The 18,209-nt window shown below is 71.8% G+C and carries 14 protein-coding genes; 5 read left to right on the top strand and 9 right to left on the bottom strand.

Annotated features, from left to right (window positions below):
* Positions 1-51: 51 nt before the first annotated feature.
* From K8612_RS07135 to K8612_RS07115, 5 genes are all read right to left on the bottom strand, one after another.
* Positions 52-1,434: a DUF1552 domain-containing protein gene (locus K8612_RS07135; RefSeq protein ID WP_223738592.1), complete on the bottom strand. Its 1,383-nt coding sequence runs from the start codon at positions 1,432-1,434 to the stop codon at positions 52-54.
* A gap of 12 nt (positions 1,435-1,446) precedes the next feature.
* Positions 1,447-3,069 (bottom strand): DUF1592 domain-containing protein, encoded by a 1,623-nt coding sequence (locus K8612_RS07130; protein ID WP_223761710.1) that lies wholly within the window; start codon positions 3,067-3,069, stop codon positions 1,447-1,449.
* Positions 3,070-3,266: 197 nt separating this feature from the next.
* Entirely contained in the window at positions 3,267-3,710 is a 444-nt protein-coding gene (locus K8612_RS07125) for an SET domain-containing protein-lysine N-methyltransferase (protein ID WP_223738590.1), read from the bottom strand.
* A 73-nt stretch (positions 3,711-3,783) separates the two neighbouring features.
* The gene (locus K8612_RS07120; protein WP_223761709.1) at positions 3,784-4,821 is read right to left on the bottom strand and encodes a lysylphosphatidylglycerol synthase transmembrane domain-containing protein; all 1,038 of its coding nucleotides are present in this window, start codon (positions 4,819-4,821) and stop codon (positions 3,784-3,786) included.
* Positions 4,822-4,963: 142 nt separating this feature from the next.
* Positions 4,964-6,325: a right-handed parallel beta-helix repeat-containing protein gene (locus K8612_RS07115; RefSeq protein ID WP_223761708.1), complete on the bottom strand. Its 1,362-nt coding sequence runs from the start codon at positions 6,323-6,325 to the stop codon at positions 4,964-4,966.
* Positions 6,326-6,364: 39 nt separating this feature from the next.
* On the opposite strand from K8612_RS07115, the gene K8612_RS07110 reads away from it, so the two are divergent.
* Entirely contained in the window at positions 6,365-6,736 is a 372-nt protein-coding gene (locus tag K8612_RS07110; RefSeq protein WP_223738587.1) for a Spx/MgsR family RNA polymerase-binding regulatory protein, read from the top strand.
* A gap of 70 nt (positions 6,737-6,806) precedes the next feature.
* The gene (locus K8612_RS07105) at positions 6,807-7,664 is read left to right on the top strand and encodes a general secretion pathway protein GspE (protein WP_223761707.1); all 858 of its coding nucleotides are present in this window, start codon (positions 6,807-6,809) and stop codon (positions 7,662-7,664) included.
* A 13-nt stretch (positions 7,665-7,677) separates the two neighbouring features.
* Here K8612_RS07105 and K8612_RS07100 read toward each other — a convergent pair whose 3' ends face one another.
* Complete coding sequence (locus tag K8612_RS07100; RefSeq protein ID WP_223761706.1) at positions 7,678-8,568, bottom strand: DUF459 domain-containing protein; 891 nt, start codon at positions 8,566-8,568, stop codon at positions 7,678-7,680.
* Between the two features lie 102 nt (positions 8,569-8,670).
* Positions 8,671-9,465: an alpha/beta fold hydrolase gene (locus K8612_RS07095; protein ID WP_223738584.1), complete on the bottom strand. Its 795-nt coding sequence runs from the start codon at positions 9,463-9,465 to the stop codon at positions 8,671-8,673.
* A gap of 256 nt (positions 9,466-9,721) precedes the next feature.
* Here K8612_RS07095 and K8612_RS07090 point away from each other — a divergent pair, with 256 nt between their 5' ends.
* Entirely contained in the window at positions 9,722-10,081 is a 360-nt protein-coding gene (locus K8612_RS07090; protein WP_223738583.1) for a hypothetical protein, read from the top strand.
* Between the two features lie 20 nt (positions 10,082-10,101).
* Here K8612_RS07090 and K8612_RS07085 read toward each other — a convergent pair whose 3' ends face one another.
* Together K8612_RS07085 and K8612_RS07080 are read right to left on the bottom strand one after the other, a co-directional pair.
* Positions 10,102-13,818, bottom strand: coding sequence for an AAA family ATPase (locus K8612_RS07085; protein WP_223761705.1), 3,717 nt, complete (start codon positions 13,816-13,818; stop codon positions 10,102-10,104).
* A gap of 220 nt (positions 13,819-14,038) precedes the next feature.
* The gene (locus K8612_RS07080) at positions 14,039-15,187 is read right to left on the bottom strand and encodes a hypothetical protein (protein WP_223761704.1); all 1,149 of its coding nucleotides are present in this window, start codon (positions 15,185-15,187) and stop codon (positions 14,039-14,041) included.
* A 348-nt stretch (positions 15,188-15,535) separates the two neighbouring features.
* Here K8612_RS07080 and K8612_RS07075 point away from each other — a divergent pair, with 348 nt between their 5' ends.
* Together K8612_RS07075 and K8612_RS07070 are read left to right on the top strand one after the other, a co-directional pair.
* Positions 15,536-17,563: a YgiQ family radical SAM protein gene (locus K8612_RS07075; protein WP_223761703.1), complete on the top strand. Its 2,028-nt coding sequence runs from the start codon at positions 15,536-15,538 to the stop codon at positions 17,561-17,563.
* An 88-nt stretch (positions 17,564-17,651) separates the two neighbouring features.
* On the top strand, positions 17,652-18,152 hold the full coding sequence (locus K8612_RS07070) for a hypothetical protein (RefSeq protein WP_014394921.1): 501 nt from the start codon (positions 17,652-17,654) through the stop codon (positions 18,150-18,152).
* Positions 18,153-18,209: the final 57 nt, after the last annotated feature.

Raw genomic sequence — 18,209 nt, 5'->3', positions numbered from 1 at the left:
AAAACGGGAGCGGGCCCTGGGGGTCCGCTCCCGTTGTCTTTTCAGGAAGCCTCAGGTGAGGCCGGGCAGCGTGCCCACGTAGTCCTCGTGCCCGAAGCGGTCCACGTTCACGCCGAAGGCCTGGGCAATGGAGGTGAGCAGCTTGTTGTGCGCCACCGCGCCCTGGAGCGGCTTGCCCGGCCCGTCCCAGGAGCCCAGCGGATCCTGGCCGGGGCGCAGGGACAGCATCCGGCCCATGCGGAACTTCCCGCCCGCGCCGCCCGCCAGCACCGTGGGGATGGACACGTTCATGTGCCCGGCCGCGTCCCCCAGCTCGTTCCCCCACAGGATGAGGGTGTTGTCGAGCACCGTGCCGCTGCCCTCCGGGATGGACTTGAGGGTGTCCATCAGCCGCGCCACCTGCTCGGAGTACCACCGCTGCACCTGCACCATGCGCAGGCGGATCTGCGTGCGCGCGGGCTCCGACTGGGTGTCCGTGCGGTGGGCGATGTCGTTGTGGATGTCCTCGTCGATGCCAATCCACGGCATGGACGGCCCGGGGATGGTCATGGTCACCACGCGCGTCAGGTCACACGCGAACGCGCGGGCGATGAGGTCCATGTGCAGCTCGGTGAGGCCGGGCATGTTGTTGATGTCGCCCAGGTCGCTCAGCGCCTCGGAGGGCGCCTCCGGCCGGGCGCAGTTGAGCGCGCCGGTGTTGGTGAGCCGCCGCTCGATGTCGCGCAGCGCCGCCAGGTGCGTGTCCAGCTTGGTGCCCTCCGCGGCCGCCAGCCGCGACTTCAGCCGAGTGGCGTCCTTGATGAGGTAGTCCAGCAGGCTCTTGCGCCGGGCCAGGATGGCCTGCGCCTCCGCCGCGGAGCCGCCCAGGCCGCCGAAGAGGCGCTTGTAGACGTTGGCGGGGTTCAGCTCGAAGGGGACGCGCGAGCCGTTCTCCGTGAAGGAGATGCTGTTGTAGACGTGCTGGGCGCCGAACTGCTCGAAGGCGTGCAGTTGCAGCGAGCGGAACTGGGTGGCGCCGCCCACCGCGTTGCCAATCACCTGGTCCAGGGACGCGCCGGAGGGCAGCTCGTCACCGCTGGACACCTCCACCTGGCTGCCGGTGAGGAAGGTGACGGGGCCGCCCTCGTGGCCGGTGCGGCCGTGCTCGTAGAGGACGCGGTAGTCCAGGCCGTCCAGCACCAGGAGCTTGTCCCGGTGGCGCTGGAGCGGCTGGAGGACGGAGTTCTCGAAGTCGATGTCGAAGCTCGTGTCATTGCCCTTGGGCACCCAGTACTCCGGCAGGAAGCCGTGCGGGGTGAACAGGGCGATGAAGCGCAGGGGCGCGGCGTCAGCCGCTTCGGCGACGGAGCTGGTGAGCAGGTGCGCGAAGGGCGCCGCCATGGCCGTGCCGGACAGGAGCTTCAGGATGCTGCGTCGGGAGAAGTCGCGGGGCATGGGAGTCAAAGCTCAACGGGTGGGCAGGCGCCGCTGGGTGAAGGAAGACGAGCGCACCAGGCTGACCAGCGCCTCGGTGATTTTCAGGCGGTCCGTGCGGTAGGGGCCCGTGCGCATGGCGGAGAGCAGCGCCGCGTCCGACACGTGCTCGTCACGCCCCATGGCGTAGCGCAGGAACTGCAGCGGCACGCAGTGGGCCAGCTCCTCGCTCGTCGTCAGGTAGCGCGCGAGCTGCGCGCCGCCGGTGAAGCTGCTCAGGCGGGTGGTGCCGTCCTTCGCGATGACCGCGCCGCTGGCGTCCACCGTGCGGCCGTTCTCCTCCGTGCGGTGCTGGCCCAGGCCGTCGAAGTCCTCCATGCCGAAGCCCATGGGGTCGATGGTCTTGTGGCAACTGGCGCACGCGGGGTTGTCGGTGTGCGCCGCGAAGCGCTCGCGGGTGGTGGCGTTCTCCGACAGCGCCGGGGGGATGGTGGACACGTTGGCCGGCGGCGCGGGCACCGTGCGGCACAGCATGCGCGTGAGCACGAACTTGCCGCGCTTGATGGGCGAGGACGAGTCGAAGTGGGCGTACGTGGACATCACGCCCGCCTGCGTGAGGATGCCCAGGCGCTCCGGCGGCAGCGTCACGCGGCCCAGGCCCGTGTCGGCATCCACGTTGGTGCGCTCCAGCGCCCCGTAGAAGTTCGCCAGCGTCTCGTCCACGAACGAGTAGTTGGCGCTCAGGAGTTCCTCCACGGAGCCCGAGTGGTTCTTCACGATGAAGTCGATGAACGCGTCGCGCTCGCGGACCATGGAGTCGCGGAAGTCCACGCTGTAGTCCGGGTACACGAGGTTGTTCTTGTTGACCTTGGCCAGGCCGCCCAGCCCCAGCCACTCCACGAAGAACTGGCGCAGCTTCACCTGCGCGGCCGGCGTCTTGAGCAGGCGGCGCGCCTGGGCCTCGCGCTCGTCGGGCGAGGCCAGCGTGCCGGCCTTGGCGGAGGCGAGCAGCGTGGCGTCCGGCGGTCCACCGGTCACCATGAAGGACAGCTCGGAGGCGAGCTCGTAGGCGGTCAGCTCCACCACCTGGCCCTTGCGGGCGCCCTCCGGCCCCAGCTCCGTGCGGTACAGGAACGACGCGGAGGAGAAGAGCGCCTGGAGCACCAGCTCCGCGCCCGTCTCCATGGTCCCGCCCTTCTTGCCCTCGTTGAAGAGGGCCAGCAGGTCCGCCTCCTCGTCCGCCGTCACCGGCCGGCGGAAGGCGCGCTCGCCCACGCGCTGGATGAAGGACCGCGCGCACTCGTCCTGCGTCCTGCCCTGCGGGCACGCGTAGAAGTCACTGAGCTGTGACTTGCCCTGCTCCGCCAGCGACACCGCGGCGGTGTCGATTTGATCCGCCAGCAGCGACGTCACCTGGAGCCGCTCGTGCGTGGAGAAGCCGAGGATGGTGTCCTCGGCGGCGAAGCCCTGGGCGATGTCGACCGGCGTGCCCAGCACCGCGGAGGCGGACTTGTTGTACTCGTCGCGCGTCAGCCGGCGCACCCGCGCGGGTGCCGCCGCGCTTTCAAGCTCCGCGTCCTGCCCACCGATGTTGCCGGTGCAGGCGGAGGCGGACAGCACGAGAGCGGAGGACAGATAGAAACGACGCAATGGCATGATGTCTGACTTTCCTCGCACCCGCGCGGCCTGACGGACGACCGGCGCACAGGCGGCCCGCATTGTACTGGTTGCCCCCCCCGCGGACAGGGGGAATTCATTTCCGGACGTTTCCCCGCTTTCCCGAGGAAGAAGCCGCCCTCACGGAGCAGGAAGTGCGAACGCACCTGTCAGGTGCGCACACGGTGCGAAGCGACTCAGGGAGGAACTTCCTCACCTCGCGCCTTCCACCAGTTCTCCCCGTAGCTGATGAAGATCTGCTCACCCGGGTGGATGTCCCGCAGTGCGTGATACCGGAACACATCGCGATCCTCCGCGCGGCTGTAGGACGCGTTGGGGTCGCTGGCGTGATTGTAGATCATCCCGTAGCCCATCACGAGCGCGACCCAGTCGCCCTTGCGGGGCTCCTCGTGGCGGTGCCAACGAATCTCGAAAACATAGTCGTCGAGTGGTTCGCCGCGGCACTGCCGCTGCGGGACCTTGAGGTAGTGGCACTCCTCGATGAGCTCGCCCGCGGCGATGAAGGTGTCGGTGAAGACGCCCATGCCCCACTCGCACGGCCGCACCTTCACGCCGGGGTGGAGGAACAGCGCCGGGCCCAGGTTCATGAGTGCTTCGCTCTCGCTTCCGGTGTCGTCCACGCGGGGCGAACCATCGCGCAAGACGGGCGGGCTCGGGAAGCGGCGGCGTGGGCCCGGGCCCTTCCCGGTGGGGTCAGCCTGCCTGCCCTCCGGGCACGGGGCGGCGGCGGAAGGAGTGGCGCAGCATGTACAGGCCGGGGAGCAGGGGCAGCCAGAGCGTGAAGCCGCGCAGCAGCAGCGTGCCCGCGAGCGCCGCCTCCACCGGGACGCCGAAGAGGTTGAGCATGCCCACGGACGCGGCCTCGTAGGTGCCCACGCCGCCGGGGATGATGGACACCGTCTCCGCCATGGAGGCCACCATGAAGCTGACGAACACGGTGCTCAGGGAGGCCTCCTGCCCCAGCGCGTGGAGCATGGCGCCGAGCGTGGCCGCGTCCAGCACGTAGACGCCCAGTTGCAGCAGGACGCCGCGCACGAGCAGGCCGGGGTCGAGCAGCATGCCGGGCGGCACCTCCGCGATGGCCTTGAGCAGCGTGCCCAGGGACGGGATGCGGCGGGCGAAGCGGCCCGGCGTCCACTCGCGGTGGCGCGTGGCCCAGAGGATGCCCAGCGGGATGATCAACGCCACCACGCCGAAGGCGGTGACGAGCCATTGGATCCACTCGTTCAGCTCGGCCCTGCGCCAGAGGAAGAAGAGGCTCGCGCCCACGCCCAGCGCCTGCGCGATGTAGAAGCACAGCACCGTGAGCAGCACCGCGCCCGCGGCGGTGCCCGGGCTGGCCCCGTGGCGGCGCAGCCCGCGCCCCACGAGCAGCGACCCGCCCACGCCGCCGGTGGGAATCACCTGGTCGAACGCGAGCTTCATCAAGGACAGCCGCGACAGCGACCAGAGCGACGTCTGGATGCGCGAGCGGTGCAGGACCGTCCACCAGATGCCCGCCACGCACAGGTACGTGCCCACCTGGCACGCGGCGGCCACCAGCAGCCACGCGGGCCGGGCCTGCCGCAGGAGTTCCAGGAACTCCTCCTCCTCGTGGTGCCGCGAGAAGATGAACGCCAGCAGCGCGACGAGCACCAGCAGCCCTGGAATCCACCAGCCCCGCCGGCGCTTCGCTGGCAGGTCCAGCGGCTCGTCCAGCGCGGGAATGGGTTCGGCGCGAGTGCCCTCCATGCGTCTCCTTCCGGGGATGGGATGGCTCCAGAAAGGATGCGCTTCGCTGCCCCACGGGGCAGGCCGTCAGGCACGGCGGCCCGCCTGCCCTCCGTGCGGGCGGACGGGAGCCGCGGGCCCTGGCGGCTTCAGGGGCGGTTCGTCAGCGGGCGCAGTCGCCCGTCACCTGCGGGGCCGCCGCGCCGTTGACGGTGTTGCCGCTGAAGGTGTTGCCCGGGCCCAGCACGAGCTCGGTGGCGTCGCCGCTGCCCCGGTTGCAGACGATGACGCCCCCGGCGCCGGCCTGGTTGCCGGTGAAGGTGTTGCCGCGCAGGGTGACGCCCGCGTTGGGCACGTCCTCCAGGTAGAGGGCCGCCCCGGGCCCGCGCACGGCGGCGTTGTTCTCGAAGACGTTGTCCTCGATGAGGTCGTGGTCCGGCTGGAAGTAGTGCAGCGCTCCTCCGCCGCCCAGGTCGTAGTGGTTCGCCCCGTTGGGCCACACCTCGTAGGCGCGCGGCTGGAGCGCGTTGGACTGGCTGCCCCGGAAGGCGGACAGCGTGTTGTTCCGGAAGGTGTTGCCGCGCACGATGGAGTTGCGCCCGTGGGTGACGCACATGGCGCCGCCGCCGGACGTGGCCCCGTCGCCGGTGGCGAAGCGGTCGATGTCCCGGGTGCGGTTGTTCTCGAAGAGGGTGTCCGTCACCACCGAGCCGTCGGTGAACATCAGGTCCAGCGCGCCGCACTTGCCGGAGGACTCGTTGTCCCGGAAGAGCGAGTGCTCGATGGTGACCGGCCCCGGGTAGTAGGCCCACAGCGCGCCGCGCGTGCGGTCCCGGTCGCCGTTGTAGTCGTTCTTGCGCACCTTCTCGAAGACCATGTGCTGGAAGACGGGGTCGCCGTCCCCCTTGGACTGGTCTCCGAAGAAGTTCATGCCCCACCAGCCATGGGGGTTCGTGGAGGTGAGGGTCACCGGAGCGCTGGCGGTGCCCTGCACCAGGATGCGGCCGTACACGCGCAGCTCCACGCGGCCGTTCTGGTGGTTCATCACGTCCTGCGCGCCGTCGCGCACGTCCGCCTCCGTCACGGCCGGGTTCCCCTTGAAGTCGATGACCACGCCCGGCTCCACCGTCGTCGTCTGTCCCTTGGGGATGGTGACGACGTACTGGGCGTTGCCCACGACGCGGTACGGAGAGCCGGCCAGGGTCAGGCGCGCGGGCATCGTGCCCGCCACCTGCGTGCCGCCATCCGCGGGGATGACCCCGCCGCCATCCGCGGCGCCCGCGTCCGGGGTGCCCGCATCCGCGCCGGCATCGGATGTCCCCGCGTCGGGGGTGCCCGCGTCGGACGTGCCGGCGTCATCCCTTCCCGCGTCGGACGTGCCCGCGTCGCGGTCCGGGGTGCCGCTGTCGGGCACGACGCCGGACGGGGTCTCCCCGGCGGGTCCGGTCTCCCCGGAGCACCCCACTCCGCCTCCCAGCAGGCAGAGGACGGACAGGACGATATGGAGCGTGGCGGAGCGGTTCATGGTCTCTCTTCCCGGAAGCGCTCTGGTAGAAGCCCGCGCATGTCCGATGACATCCTCGTGCTGGCGTACTCCGGCTGTGACACCTGCAAGAAGGCGCTGAAGTGGTTGGAGGCGCGAGGCGTCTCCTACAAGACGCGCCCCATCGTGGACCAGCCCCCCAGCGTGGCGGAGCTGCGCCAGTGGATTCCCCGAAGCGGCGTGTCCGTGCGCAAGTGGCTCAACACCAGCGGGCAGAGCTACCGCGCGCTCGGCAAGGAGAAGGTGGACGCGGCCTCCGACGCGGAGCTGGTGGAGTGGCTCGCGAAGGACGGGAAGCTGGTGAAGCGGCCGGTGCTCGTCACCCGGAGCGCCGTCACGGTGGGCTTCAAGCCGGAGGCCTACGAGGCGCTCTTCCCGCTTCACGCGTCTTGAGGGCAGGCGGGCGGACGGGCCCCCGCCCGACCGTCGTCGCGGGCCGGACGGGTTGCCACGTTGAGTGGGCATGGAAATCGGAACCAGACGCCCGTTGGGGGAGATCCTCCTGGAGCTGGGAGTGGTCGACAAAGGCCAGCTCCGGTTGGGGCTGGTGCACCACCACGAGGTCCATGTCCCGCTGGGCCGCGCCCTGGTGAGCGAGGGCGTGTGCACGGAGGCGGACGTCCTGCGCGCGCTGGCCATCCAGTTCGACGTGGAGGCCGTGGACCTGGACCGGCACCCGCTCGACCGCGCCCTCACCCGGCTGGTGCCCGCGCGCATCGCCCGGCAGTACGGCGTGGTGCCGCTGCGGCTGGAGACGCGCGAGGACCGGGAGGTGCTCCACCTGGCCGTGCCCGCGCCTCTGTCGCTGGACGCGGTGGATGACGTGCGGGCCGTGTCCGGCAAGGCGCGCGTGGAGCCGCACCTGGCCTCGGACGGCGCCCTGTCCCGCGCGCTCAGCGCCCTCTATGGCATCCGCGAAACGGCCGGGGCCGCGCAGGGGCCGAGCCGCCCCGCCGTGCCCAGCCCGCCGCTGATGCTCTACGGCTGGCCGCCCGTCACGGCGGTGCTCATCTCCCGCACGCTCTCGCGCAACGGCATCCCGTCCCGCGTCGCCACGCCGCTGGAGGTGCTGCACACGCGCGACACCGACGTGGTGCTCGCCCCCCTCCAGGCCATGGAGGGGCTGCTCGCGGGCGAGGTCCACATCGAGGGCGCGCTCATCGTCCACGGCACGTCGGACGACGAGGGCTTCGACCGGGCGCGGAAGCTGGAGGCGCGCGGCTTCCTGGCCAACCCGCGCGACGAGGAGCTGCTCCTGCGCGCCGTGCGCAGGCTGCGTCCCGACGCGGGCAGCGAGAGCTCCTGGCCGCGCCACTCCTGAAGCGGGAGGGCCGCTACGGCGCCGCCGGAGCCGGGGGGGCCGCCGGGGCCAGGGCCTGCATCGCAGGCTTCACGGGCGCGGCGGCGGGGCGCGTGGTGTGCTGGGGACCGGGCTCCGCGTGCTCCAGGCCCAGCACGCCCAGCACCTCCGGGTAGACCTTGTTCGCGAAGTAGCGCCCGCCGGCCACGGTGAAGTGCACGCCGTCCGTCATGCGCAGGCGCATGGGCTTGCGGAAGCCCTCCACGCGGGCCTGCTTCAGCGCCCTGCCGCGCGCGTCCGTGAAGTAGGGCCGCGTCTCCAGGTGCACGGCGTCCCCGCGCGCGGCGATGACCTCCCGCTGCAGGTCGCGGATCACCGTGAGCTTCTGCTCGAAGCGCTGGCGGCCCGTGGCGGGCAGCTCCAGCCAGACAATCTTGCGGCCCGGCGCGGAGATGGCCGTGACGAAGTCCGTGAGCCGCTGGCGGTACTCGCCCTGCCAGTCCGGCTTGCCCCAGGCCACGGTGGCGCGCCCCTGCCGCGTGTGCAGGGCCTGCCCGTCGTTGCCGCCCAGGATGACCACCACCACGTCCGGCTGGTGCTGCCGCACCTCCTGCTGACCGACCTCCAGCCAGTCGAAGAAGTCCGGGCGCGCGAGCCCCGTGGACGACTTCGCGCGGCGCTCGCAGCGGATGCTCGGGTGCGCGGCCAGTTGGTTCTGGAGGTACTCCCCGAAGCCCGTGGCGATGAGGCTGTCGCCCAGCAGCAGCACGGTGCGGCGGGGCGCGGGCGCCGGAGCGGCGGCCCGGGCCGGAGCGGTGGGCAGCACGGGCGAGGCCGTCAGGGCCGGAACGGATTCCGCGGCGGCCTGTGCCGTCGTGGACAGGAACGCCAGGAAGAGGAGCGCGCGAAGAGGACGGGTCGACATCGGCGGAGGCGAAGCTACTTCCCGCGCCCGCATCCGTACACCCCCCCGACGGGCGGACGGATCCGTCGCGCCGCAGGCGGGTTGTCAAGGCCGCGCGCGGCGTCAGGCCGCGGAGCCCACGTCCGGAGTCAGTCCGCGGGCCGCCAGCGCCGCGAGCCCCGCGGGCGCGAGCGCCTGGAGCCACGGCGTGAGCAGCCGCGCGCACTCCTCCGGGTGCGAGAAATAGGGCACGTGGCCCGCGCCGCGCAGCAGGTGCCGGGGCGTGCCCTCCGGCAGCGACGCGGCCAGCCGCTCCAGCGAGGACGGCGGCACCAGCACGTCGCGGTCCCCCTGGATGCACAGACACGACACGCTCAGCGGGCGCAGGTCCGGCGGCGGAGGCTCCGCGTGGATGGAGAACGCGCGCCGCAGCGTCGTCAGCCGCTCCAGCGCCGTGGTGGGCACCACGTCCGCCACCTGCCCGGAGCCCACCGGCCGCCACGCCGCCAGCGACGCCGCGACGCGCCCGGGGCGTCCCAGCACCGCGATGGGGCCCATCATCGCGATGAGCCTGCCGCGAGGCCCCACCTGCGAGGTGCGGGTGAAGGCCCCCAGGAACGCCACGCCACGCGTCGCGCCGCCCGCGGCCAGGTGCGCCGCCACCATGCCGCCAAAGGAGCTGGCCACCACCGCGTCCACGCTCCCCGTCACGCGCAGCACCTGCTCCGCCAGGGCCCTCGCGCCGCACGCGGCGTGCTCGCCCTCCGGGTACTCGACCATGACGGGGCGCGCCACGTCCGTCAGCCGCAGGGCGAGCTCGCGGAAGCCTGATCCACGCGCGCCCAGCCCGGGCAACAAGAGGACGCGAGGCCCCTCGTCATTCCCTGCCATGTCCGTCAGCTCCACCGTGCGACGCATGTCTCTCGCTTTCCTTGAAACGAAACGCGCCGGAGAACAACGCCGGACCCCTGGGTCTGCCCGATCCCACGGGGTGGCCCGCTCGACCCACGGCCCGGGCGAAATGCTCCCGGTCCCTCGCCTGCCAGGACGGAGAGTGATACATGATTCATCCCACCACCCTTTTCCACCGACACGATTCACGGTGTCCGGAAGCCAAGGTTTTTCGCGGCCAGCGTTCTGACAGCGTGGGGGCGAAGGGTTAAGAATGGTCACCGTGAATCTGCATGCCTTCGGGGAGTTTGTTCGCAAGCATCGTCCGGCCCTGGAGGTTCGGGCCGCGAGGCTTTGCGCTGGGAGTGCGGTCGACTCCACGGAGCTGGTCGGCGAGACGCTGGAGCGCGCCCTGTCCGTGTTCGAGCGGCTCCAGGACCAGGACACCGCCGCCGTGACGCAGTGGCTGGATGGCGCCATGAGCCGCTGCTTCGCGCGGATGGGCGGGCAGTTGCCGGACGCGCGCGCCGCGGCGCCGGACCTCCAGCAGACGTTCGACCTGCTGCGCGCGCGCTTCCGTGAGGTGTACGCGCAGCCGGCGTTCGGCAAGAGCGCGGGCGTGCCTGGCGGCTGGCGGATGTAACAAGTCCCGCGCCCTGTGTTTCAGGGCGCCGGGCGGTGGCCGGACAGCGTCTCCACGTAGGACGCGGCCACCCGGAGGAAGCGCCCCCCCCGCACGCCGGTGAGGTACTGGCGCTTCATCGCGCGGGTCGCCCCCACGTAGAACATCGCGCGGCGGATGCGTTCGTTCTCGCGCTCGTTGCGCTGGCGCCCGCCCGCCATCCACGCCTCGATGGAGTCCAGGGCCTCCAGCCCCGCGAAGAAGACGACGGGGCACTCGTGGCCCTTGCAGGAGAACACCGTGGTGGCGCGCACGTGGTCCACGCCGCTCACCCGGAAGTCCGTCACGTCCCGCCCGCCCTTGCCGCCGTAGGCCTCCGCGGGCACGCCCGCCTTGCGCAGCGCGTCCGTGAACGACGCGGGCATCACCGGCGCCACCACCAGGATGTCGCCGGGGTGGACGCCCTCCTCACGCACGAGCCGGGCAATCTCCTTCGCCACCCAGCGCGCCTCGCTGGTGCTGGAGGCGAAGTCCTTCACCTGGGGCAGCACGCCGCCGCGCTCGGTGGACTGCACGCGGTAGAGGCCCTCCAGCGTCTCCTCCGGCAGCCACAGGAGCCGCTCGCGGGCCAGCTCCCCGGCCTTCATGTATTCGCGCATGCCGGGGTCGGTGACGCGGTGCTGGCGCAAGGGGTCCAGCACGACGTTGAAGGCCACGTCGAGGATGTCGCGCGTGGCGCGGAAGGTCTCCTTGAGCACGCGGGTGCGGCCCCGGAAGGACAGCCCTTCGGGGAGCTGCTCCTTGAGGCTGTCGATGGGCACCTGGCCGTAGACGTTCTGCGAGTCGTCCATGAACAACTGGAAGCAGCGGGACTCGCGGCCGTCCGCGTCCACGCGGGGGCGCACCAGCGCGTGCAGGGCCGCCAGGCCCCTGGCGTCCATGTCCTGCGCCTCGTCCACGAAGACGGCGTCGAAGGCGTGCGGCTCCAGGCGCCGGAGCGCGCCCACGTGCTTCACCGTCACCTGGGCCCGGAGCGGGCGGACCTGCTCCGGGCCCGCGCGCACGGTGAGCGCCTCCATGAGCAGCTTGTCCACGAGCGGCGCGAGCGAGCGGTTGTAGAAGGACACCAGCACCCGGGCGCGCGGGTTCTCCAGCAGGTAGCGCGCGGCCCAGTGCGCCAGCACGTACGTCTTGCCGCTGCCGGCCACGCCGCGCACCAGGTGGTGGCCGTCGTCGAAGCGGCGCTCGAAGAGGGAGACCTGCTCCTGCGTGAAGAGGGGCCCCGTGTCCCTGCCGCCGGCGATTTCGCCGCCCAGCCCCATGGGCACCAGCGGCGGCGGGGGCGGCGGAGGCGGGCGCGGCTGGGTGGCGAGCAGCTCCAGCTTCGGCGGCGTGCCGGCGTGGACGCGCACGCGGGGGAGCAGCGACAGGAAGCGCGCGGGGACGGGCGAGGCGCGGGCCTCCGCGCGCGAGGCGAGCACCAGCAGGTATTCCTTCGCGCGGCTGGCGGCGACGTTGAGGATGGGCACCAGCGTGTGCGGCGGGAAGGGCCGGCCGCCGGCCACCGTGTCCACCATCACCACGTCGTACTGGGTGCCCTGCTGGCGGTGGATGGTGGAGGCGCTGAACATGTCGTGGCGCAGCCCCGCCGCGTTGCCCAGCTTGCGCAGGAGCGCCGCCTGGGCGCGGTAGGGCGTCACGCACAGCACCGTGAGGCCCAGGCGCACGGCCTGGCGGGCCAGCGTCACGGCGAGCTCCGCGGACAGCTCGCGCTGGTAGCCGGAGCCCGTCTCGCCCCGGCCGTGCGTGAGGCGGCGGGTGTCGCGGCTCAGGCCGTCCAGCACCAGCCACATCGCGCGGGACGGGAAGGCGGGCACGGGCGCGGGCTTCAGGGCCCGGTCCTTCACCAGGTCGCCGTCCTCCAGCGCGCCGCCGTAGCAGAAGTGGCTCACCACCTTCGCGATGTCCGGGTGCATGCGGTGCTGGGTGCGCAGGAGCAGCACGTCCGGGCGCTCCGCGTCCTTCACCGCATCCTCCAGGTGGGACAGGGCGCTGGCGCGCAGCCACGTCTGGGTGCCCTTCCCAGCTCCTTCCGCCGCGCGGCTCACGGGGCCGATCTGCTTGGGGTCGCCCGCGAGCGTCACCTGCTTCGCCAGCGGGGCGAGCAGCGCCGTCGCCGCGCGCGTCACCATGCCGGCCTCGTCCACCACGAGCCGCTGGAAGGTCTCCTCGCCCTCCAGCTCCGACACCAGCCGCAGGGCGCGGTGCACGGTGAGGACCATGAGGGGGCTGTCGCCCTTCTCCGCTTCCTTGAGCGTGGGGTCCTTCACGCGGCCGCGCAGGCTGCGCAGCTCCGCCTGCATGCGGGCGAGCTCCGGCGCGGGGCCGCCCCGGGAGCGCTCCAGGGTGAGCTCGCGCTCGCGCTGCTGGATGGTGTTGAGCAGCTTGCTCGTCTTGTTCTCCTCCAGCGCCACGGTGGGCAGCTTGTGGAGGGCCTCGCTGGCGCCAGTGCCGCCCCGGAAGATGGTGCGGGCCAGGGGGCGCAGGGGGATGGGGTCTCGCTCCAGCAGGGCGCTGACGCGGATCACCAGCTCGTCCGCGGCGCGGTTGGTGGGGGCCACGGCGAGGATGCGCTCATTCGGGAACGCACGCAGGGCGCGGGCGATGAGGTCCGCGACGGCGGTCGTCTTGCCGGTGCCGGGAGGGCCCCAGATGCTGCCCCACGGCTGGCGCCACAGCCGGTCCACGGGGATGAGCTCCGCGTCGCGGGGGGACGGCGTGGACGGGAGGAGCTCGCCCTTCGCGCGCGACAGGGCGGTGGTGAGGGCGGGGACGCGGTCCTCGTAGGCGGCCGCGGCGGCGCAGAGGGCCTCCGCGAAGTCGTAGGGCCGGTAGCACCAGCGCTCGCAGGACAGGACGCGGCGGTCCAGGTCCTCGCCGGAGTCGGAGGCGGCGAAGACGCGGCCGGACTCGAAGTCCAGGTGGACGATGTTGCCGGCGAAGACGAGCTCCTCGCCGAGGAAGCCGAGCAGCGAGCCACCGGACCAGTCCGGATCCGCGGCGGGAACGGGCACGAGCCCCAGCACGCCGGGCCCGGCCAGCCCCACTTCACGGGCCTCCTGGAGCCGCTGCGCGCGGTACTGGCTGCGCTCGGCCACCAGCGCGTCGCGGAGGTCCTCCGGAAGATAGGTGGGGGCCACCCACTGTTCGCGGCGGCGCCCGGAGGACACGGCGGCCTGCATGGCCTCGCGCTCCGCGGGGGTGACGTCGCCGGAGGCGGATACATCGCGGGCCGGCGCCTCCCGAGGGGGACGTGCGTCGGCCACGTCGTCCACGCGGACGAGGTCCGGCGCGGGTGCCTCCACAGGCGGACGCGCGGCGGCTGCGTCGTCCACACGAAGGCGGTCCGGCGTGGAGGCATCGGCCACGGGAGCGTCACCCGGCACGGCGGGACGCGCTCGGTTCACGCGGTGGGAGGCCGGCATGGAGGCCAGCGCCGCGGAGTCCAGCTCGCGGAACGTCAGCGTCCTCGCCTTCGCGGACGCCCTGCCCTTCACCTCCGTCGCCTTCGGCGCGGGCGCGGCGTCCTCCGACTCTCGCGGCGGCCACGACGAGCGGACCCGGAGCACGGGCGCGACATGGCCCTCCTGGACGTCGGTGTCGTACTCCACGCGGAGCACGGGCATGAGGTCATCCGGAGCACGCTCGTCCCGCGGCGCCTCCCCCTGACCCGACTCCTCGTCCGTCCTGCGCATCATACGGGGTGCTCGCGGCGCGGCCCTTCCTGTCCTCGGAAAGGGGCGGTGCCGGGAGCCGGCCAAGCTAGGGGAGGCGTCGATCTGCGTCAACGCACGCGCGGGCCCCTCGCACGCCTGCACCCGGGGTGAAAGCCCGCGCTCCCCCTCCACGCACGACAGCCCGGGCCGCGCACACTCGCGGACCCGGGCCGTCATCCACCACCTTGAAGCTCCGTGGGGACTACAGCAGCGGGCAGAGCAGCCCGCCGCCCGTGTTCGCCGGGCAGTCCGTGCCCTGGCAGTACACGGGGCCCAGCCCCACGGAGAGGACGCCCTGGAGGCTGGGCACCTTCACCTTGCAGGTGCCGAGGGTCGCGTTACCGGACGCGTCCGCCACCGAGTACACCATCGTGTAGACGCGGCCGTTGCCCAGCAGGCTGGACTCCGCGCGCAACTGCGCGGACTTGCGGTCCGCGCTCAGCACGATGTCCCGGCACTTGAAGAGGGCCAGGCTGAACAGCGCGTCCTCGGACTCGTCCGACTCCACGCGCACGATGGAGGCCGACTGCTGCAGGTCCAGCGTCCCGCCGCAGGTGTCCGCCGCCGGCTGCGCGCAGTCCGCCAGCGTCACCGTCTTGTAGTCCGCGCCCAGCGTGCGGGCCAGCACCAGGTCCTTGCTCGCCCCGGCCACCGGCGCCGTCGCGTCCACCACCGTCACCGTGGCCGAGCACGTGGCCGAGTCCATCCCGTCCGACACCGTGAGCGTCACCGGCGTCGTCCCCACCGGGTACAGGCCCGCCGGGCTGGCCGTGACGCTCAGCGGCTGCGGGAAGCCATCCGGATCATACGAGCCATTGTCGATGGACGCCGCCGCCGAGCACGACGCGTTCGCCGTCACCGTCACGTTCTTGCAGAGCGCCACCGGCGGCTGGTTCACCAGACAGCCGCCGCCAGCCGCCAGCGTCAGCGTCGCCGTGTTGTTCTCCTCGCTGTCCTCCGGGAAGAAGTTCGTGTGGTCCGCGACCACGAACAGCTTCTGCGTGCCCTCCGGCAGCACCACCGGGACCTCGAACGCATAGCGCTCCTTGCCCACCAGCCAGGGCACGTTCACCGTCGCCAGCAGCGTGCCGCCCTGGGCCGGCTCCCCCGCGTAGATGCCCGCCACCGACGGGTCGATGCCCGTCGGCGCCTCGTTGACGATGGCGCCCGTCACCGTCGCCACCTGGCCGTCGTCACACGTCACGCCCAGCCCGGTCGCCGACAGGTCGATGCCCGTGTGCAGCGCGGCCGCGGACTGACGCGGCGCCGCGCCCTCCTCCAGGGTTTCGGCACCGCAGCCGCCCAGCATCAGCAGGGAGGCGAAGAACGACAGAGGACGGCGCAAGGACATGACTCTCTCCAATGAGAAGGGCGGTGCGGGGATGAGGGGAACGGCCCAGACGCCAGTCAATGACAGCCAGGCCCATGAGCATTCTTTGCCATGAACGGACTTTTCTAGCAATACGGGCAAAGTTGTACCCAGGTCCAGGTGTACACAAACACCCCGTTGGCGCCCCAATGACCCCGCTGTCTGTCTTTGCGAGGAGTCGAGAAACGGCGCACTCACTGTCTGGGTTTGAACGACCTGGCGGGTTGCCGGTCTCTCGGGGAACAGGGGGGCAGGCGGCCGTCGCAGTGGACAGCGCCCGCCCTGATGGGGTTGGTTGGGCCTTCCCCCAGTGTTGAGGGGAGCACACCCATGGCCTCCATCACCCCACGCCACGCCCACCCGTTCCTCCCCGTCACCCGCGCCGACATGCAGGCCCGGGGGTGGGAGCAGTGCGACATCATCATCGTGAGCGGCGACGCCTACGTGGACCACCCGGCCTTCGGGCCGGTGCTCATCGCGCGCTTCCTGGAGGGGCGGGGCTTCAAGGTGGGGCTCATCCCCCAGCCGGACTGGCACTCGGCGGAGCCCTTCAAGGCGCTGGGAGCGCCCCGGCTCTTCTTCGGGGTGGCGGCGGGCAACCTGGACTCGATGCTCAACCGGCTGACGGCCCAGAAGAAGAACCGCTCGGAGGACCAGTACAGCCCGGGCGGGCGCACCAACTGCCGGCCGGACCGGGCCTCCATCGTCTACGCGCAGCGCTGCCGCGAGGCCTTCCCGGACGTGCCCATCGTCCTGGGCGGCATCGAGGCCAGCCTCCGGCGCATCGCGCACTTCGACTACTGGAGCGAGAAGGTGCGCCGCTCCATCCTCTTCGACGCCAAGGCGGACCTGCTGGTGTTCGGCATGGGCGAGCGGCCCATCTGGGAGATCGCCGACCGGCTGAACCGGGGCGAGCGCATCGAGGACCTGAAGGACATCCGGGGCACCGCTCACCTCATCAACGACGCGGCGATGAAGGTCCTGGAGGCGGACCCGGCGAGGCGCGCGGCGGACAAGGACAAGGTGGTGGTGCTGCCCTCCTATGAAGAGGTGGTGGCGGACACGCGCGCCTTCGCGGTGATGAGCCGGGACTTCCAGTTGGAGACCAACCCCGGCAACGCGCGCGCCATCGCGCAGCGCCACGGCAACCGCGCCATCTACATGAACCCGCCCGCCCGGCCGCTGGAGGACGGCGCCGGAGACAGGCCCGGGGACACGGCCACGGTGGCCATGGATGAGCTGTACGACCTGAAGTTCAACCGCGTGCCGCACCCCATGTACCGGGAGCCCATCCCCGCGTACGAGACGGTGAAGCACTCGGTGGTGCTGATGCGCGGGTGCTTTGGCGGCTGCACCTTCTGCTCCATCACGGAGCACGAGGGGCGCGTCATCCAGAGCCGCTCCGCCGCGAGCGTGCTGCGCGAGGTGCGCGAGCTGCGGCGCATGGGGGACTTCCGGGGGACCATCACGGACCTGGGGGGGCCCACGGCGAACATGTACAAGCTCAAGTGCAAGAGCGAGGACATCGAGAGCCGCTGCCGCAAGCTGTCCTGCGTGCACCCGGGCGTGTGCGAGAACCTCCAGACGGACCACGGGCCGCTCATCTCGCTGATGAAGCAGGTGCGCGAGGAGCCGGGCGTGAAGCACGTCTTCATCGCGAGCGGCGTGCGGTACGACCTGGCGGAGCGCTCGCCGGAGTACGTGAAGGAGCTGGCGGCGCACCACGTGGGCGGCCAGTTGTCCGTGGCGCCGGAGCACGTGTCGCCGCGCGTGCTGGAGAAGATGAAGAAGCCCGGCATCGAGAGCTTCGAGCGCTTCCAGCACATGTTCGCGTGCGCCAGCGAGGACGCGGGCAAGGAGCAGTACGACATCGCCTACTTCATCAGCGGCCACCCCGGCTCCACGCTGGAGGACATGGTGATGCTGGCGCAGTGGCTGAAGGAGAAGGGCAAGCGGCCCCGGCAGGTGCAGGACTTCATCCCCACGCCCATGTCGGTGGCCACGGCCATGTACTACACGGGCCTGGACCCGCTGAAGATGGAGCCCGTGTACACGGCGAAGGGCCTGCGCGAGAAGCGGCTGCAGAAGGCGCTCCTGCTCTACTGGAACCCGGAGCACTGGCCGCTGGCGCGCGAGGCGCTGAAGCTGGCGGGGCGCGAGGACCTGATTGGCCGGGGGCCCAAGGCGCTGGTGCCGCCGGAGTCCGCCGCGGAGGCCGCGCGCCTGCGCCGCGCCTCGGAGGGCTCCAATGCCGAGGAGGGCCTGGCGACGAACGCGTGGCCCCGCCCCGCGCAGCCGCGTCCGTCGGGGCCTCGCGGCGGGGGGCGCACGCCGCGTCCGGGCCCGCGCGGGCGGTAGCGGCCCCCTGGCTTTGTTCCGGGGGGAGGCTCGGGTATAGGGTGCGCCGCCTTTCTTCATGCGGCCACACCGCCGGAGCCACACCGCCATGCCCAGGACTTCCCAGGAGCAGTCGCAGGAGCGTCACGCGTTCCTGCTCGACCTCTTCCGCAACCAGCCCGACCTGAGCCGCCAGGACGCCCTGGAGAGCTTCAAGGACCGCTTCGGCGCCACCATCAACCTGCGCACGTTCAACGAGCTGCGCGAACAGGCGAAGAAGGAGCTGGCCTCGCAGCCCGCCGCTCCGGTCGCCGCCCCCAAGGAGGAGCAGGACGTGGACGTGCAGGACGAGCGGGCCGAGGTGACGGCGGAGGACGCGGGGACGCTGCTGAAGGCCGCGGCGGCGCCGGAGCTGCACGCGGGTGCGGCGCCTGCGAAGAAGCCCAAGGCGAAGGGCCCGGGGTCGCGCAACGTGTTCGTGGACGCGTCCGCGGAGCAGCTCCAGTTCCTGGAGCGCGTGGTGCAGCAGCTCCAGGAGGCCGGCGCCGCCAACGTGCGCATCGACCACGCCACCGACCGGTGGATGGTGCTGGTGGTGGATTCCAAGTAAGCGTCTGGACAGCCAATGCCTGACATCCAAGGCCCGCCTCTCCCAAACGGAGAGTGC

Source organism: Corallococcus sp. AS-1-6, from assembly GCF_020037015.1.
Lineage (GTDB): Bacteria > Myxococcota > Myxococcia > Myxococcales > Myxococcaceae > Corallococcus.
Note: the sequence above shows the minus strand (reverse complement) of the source record. Positions and strands in the feature narration are given on the sequence as shown.